The sequence below is a fragment of the Micromonospora sp. M51 genome, assembly GCF_018070305.1.
Lineage (GTDB): Bacteria > Actinomycetota > Actinomycetes > Mycobacteriales > Micromonosporaceae > Micromonospora > Micromonospora parva.
Map to the genome: position 1 here is coordinate 1 of NZ_JAGPXZ010000639.1, position 3623 is coordinate 3623.

Annotated in this window: 2 protein-coding genes and 1 pseudogene; 2 read left to right on the forward strand and 1 reads right to left on the reverse strand. The window is 70.7% G+C overall.

Annotated elements, in window-relative coordinates:
* Positions 1-216, forward strand: a pseudogene (locus KBX53_RS26095) (nitroreductase family protein); the annotation flags it as partial.
* A gap of 65 nt (positions 217-281) precedes the next feature.
* Here the strand turns inward: KBX53_RS26095 and KBX53_RS26100 are convergent.
* Positions 282-2006, reverse strand: a complete 1725-nt coding sequence (locus KBX53_RS26100; protein WP_210862160.1) for an exo-alpha-sialidase — start codon at positions 2004-2006, stop codon at positions 282-284.
* 351 nt (positions 2007-2357) lie between these two features.
* Here KBX53_RS26100 and KBX53_RS26105 point away from each other — a divergent pair.
* Positions 2358-3623 (forward strand): beta-galactosidase (locus KBX53_RS26105; protein WP_210862162.1); only part of this gene is annotated, 1266 nt, incomplete at its 3' end.

Genomic DNA, 3623 nt, shown 5'->3' on the forward strand with positions numbered 1-3623 from the left:
CAGATCGGCTACCTGATCGTCGGTGTCCGCGCGGCGGGGCTCGCCGCCGGCCCGATGGCGGGCTTCGACGTCGCGGGCGTGCAGCGGGAGTTCTTCCCCGACGGTCGGCACGAGGTGTTGCTGCTGCTCAACCTCGGGCACCCCGGCCCGGCGACCCCACGGGAACGCCTGCCCCGGCTGGACACCGGGGAGGTGATCCGCACCCTCGACGACTGAGCGGAAGAACGGCGCCGCCCCCGGTGCCGGCGTGGCGCCGGCACCGGGGGCGGGTGGTTCGTGGGTCAGGCTCCCTTGACCCAGTCCACGGCGAAGCGGGCGAAGAAGATCCCGCCGGTGTTGCCCACCTCGTACAGGTTGCCGACCGTGCCGTCGTTCAGCACCGCCATCGTGGAGTAGCCCGCCCCGCCCGGCTTGACCAGCGCTCGGGCGGGCCAGCTGGCGCCGTCGTCGGTGGAGAGCCGGACGGTGAGGTCGTTGCGCGCGGCCGGGGCCGCGTTGTTGCTGAACAGGGCGGTGCGGGTACGCACCGGTGCGCCGTTCGCGCCCACCTCCGACGGGCGCAGGTAGGAGATCTCGTCGGCGTTGCAGAGCGGGTCGGTCAGCAGGGCGCTGGCGGTGGCCGGGCCGAACGTCACAGCGCCGTCGGTGGACGTGGAGTAGAACCGGCTACGGGTGCTGTTGTGCCGCATGTTCTGCACGATCGCCCCGGTGCCGCGCTCGACCGCCTTGCTCTCGTTGATGTTCCCGCCGGCAGATCCGCCGCGTCGCCACGTCACGCCGTTGTCGTCGCTGTAGACGTTGGCGGTCTGGGTGAGACCCGCCCCGTCCCGGTAGACGAACGGCTGGATCAGGCGGCCCGTGCTGGTCTGGATGCCGTGCCCGGAGGAGAAGAACGCCTGCTGCCAGCTCGCGACCTTGATCGTCGGGTTCAGCTCGACCGGGGCGCTCCAGGTGGCGCCGTTGTCCCGGCTGGTGATGTATTGCAGGTGCAGGCTGTTCGGGTCGTTGGCCGTGTTGAGGCCGGACGAGCCGGACCAGAAGCTGATGCCCGGCCGGGGGGAGTACGTGAAGAAGCAGTAGACGGTGCCGGTCCGGCGGTCCACCAGCAGGCTCGGGTCGCCCGCCCCCTCGCTGGTGGTGGCGGGCGCGTGGATGACGCGCGGCTGGTCGAACGTCCGGCCGCCGTCGGTGCTGCGGGTCATCGCGATCTGGATGTTGTTGGTGCCGCCACCGAGGTCGTACGAGCCGTTGATCCGGGCGTCGGCGACGGCGATGACGGTGCCGTTGTTGGTGACGGCCATGCCCGGGATGCGGACCGAGGCCGAGGTGCCGTCGTAGCGGCCGTTCGGGCCGTTGAGGTTGCGGATGACGCTCTGGGTGGTCAACACCGCAGTGGTGTTCATCTGCGGGGTGCCGGCGCTCAGGCCGCACCCGGCGGTGCCCCGCAGTGTGGTGTCGAAACCGGGGGCGGTGACCCGCAGGGTGTACGCGGTGCCGGCGCCGACGGTCCAGTAGTGCAGGTAGTTGCCGCCGGCGGCGATGGTGCGGGTCCACGGGGACCCGGTGCGACCGGGCCAGGTGACGGTGAAGTCCCGGGCCGTCGTGGTGCGGTTCTCCAGCGCGAGCTGGAGTCGCCCGGCGGTGCAGTCGTAGCTGGTGAGCGCGGACATGCCGGTGCCGCAGTGGAAGATGCCGGCGGAGGTGTCGTCCAGGCCGGTCGGGGTGGTGGTCCGCAGGGTGTACGCGGTGCCGGCCGGGAGGGTCCAGTACAGCTCGCTGCTGCTGCTGCCGGCGGCGACTGTCCGGGTCCAGGGGGAGTTGGTGCGGCCCGGCCAGGTGACGGTGAAGGTCTGCGCGGTGGTGCTGCCGTTGGTGAGCCGGAGGTTGAGCCGGCCGGTCGTGCAGTCGGCGCTGGCGGTCGCGCTCACGCCCGCGGGGGCGGCGTGGGCTGGCGTGGCGGGCAGGATCGCGGCCACGCCGAGGACGGCGGCCACGACCGCGATCACTCGGCGCGGTAGTGCTCGGACAGGAGACACAGGACTCCTTCGGGGGACGGGGGTGTGGGCGGGGGGAAACAAGGCATAAGACGTCGGATATCTGATGTCGGGACGCTAGCCGGACGCCGCACCGGTCGTCAATAGATCGACGTGGGCCGGCGGGCGCCGACCTGTTCGTCTGTCGTGGACGGTGCGGTCAGGACGTTCCGCTGATCGAAGATGCCGGATAGGGCTCAGATATTTACATCATGTTGCGTCGTCTGGCAGGCTCGACTGCATCGACCACCTTCGTCATCTCGGCGATCGGGCCCGTCCCCGGCCCGCGACCGCCGCCGGCGACGCCTGTCCGAAGGAGACCCCATGGAACGGCGCCAACTCCTCACCATCGGCGTGCTCAGTCCGTTCGCGGCGATGCTGGCGTCGGGCGGCCCGGCCAGCGCCGCGGCGGCGCAGACCTTCGGGTTCTCCGCCGACGGCAGCAACTTCCTGCTCGACGGCCAGCCGTTCCAGATCCGCAGCGGCGAGATGCACCCGGCCCGCATCCCGGTGCAGTACTGGCGGCACCGGATCCAGATGGCCAAGGCGATGGGCATGAACACGATCGCCATCTACGTGATGTGGAACCACATCGAGGAGTGGCAGGGCGTCTTCGACTTCAGCACCGATCGGCGGGACATCGCCGGCTTCATCCGGCTGTGTCAGGCCGAGGGCATGTACGTGCTGCTGCGCCCCGGCCCGTACGTCTGCGCCGAGTGGGACCTCGGCGGGCTACCGCCGTACCTGCTGCGCAACCCGACCATCAAACTGCGGGTCCGCACCGCCGCCGACCCGAACTACATGGCCGCCGTCACGCGCTACATCAACGCGCTGGCCGCGCTGGTCAAGCCGCTCATGGTGGCCAACGGCGGGCCGATCCTGATGGTCCAGATCGAGAACGAGTACGGGTCGTACGGCAGCGACACGACGTACCTGGAGGAGCTGCGGCAGCTGTGGCTGCGCGCCGGGATCAACGGGCCGTTCTACACCGAGGACGGCCTGGGTCAGGTGCAGGGCAACCGCACCGTGGTCACCGGCGGCGCGGTCGCGCTCAGCGGGGGTGACGCCGCGGCCATCGCCGCCGCCCGCCAGTCCTTCCCGACAGTTCCGGCGATGTCCGGTGAGCTGTACACCGGCTGGTTGACCCACTGGGCCGACGGTGGCTTCGCCGGATCGAACACCGACATCTCCACCCAGTTGCGGGGTCTGATGGCCGGCCGCCTGTCGTTCAACCTCTACATGATCCACGGTGGGACGAACTTCGGGTACTGGGCCGGCGCGAACGCCGCCAACGACGGCTCCGGCTACCAGGCGGACATCACCACCTACGACTACGGCGCGCCGATCACCGAACAGGGCGGCCCGTCGCGGCTGTACCCGGCCTACCGGGAGATCATCGGCACCGCCCTCGGGGTGACGCTGCCGGCCGTCCCGGCGCCGATCCCCACCATCGTGCGGACCGGCGCCCAGGCGGTGCTGCCGGCCCCGTACGCCTCGCTGTGGGACAACCTGCCGGCCGCGTTGCCGACCCAGACGAACCCGCAACCGATGGAGATGTACGGCCAGAACTCCGGCTTCATGCTCTACCGC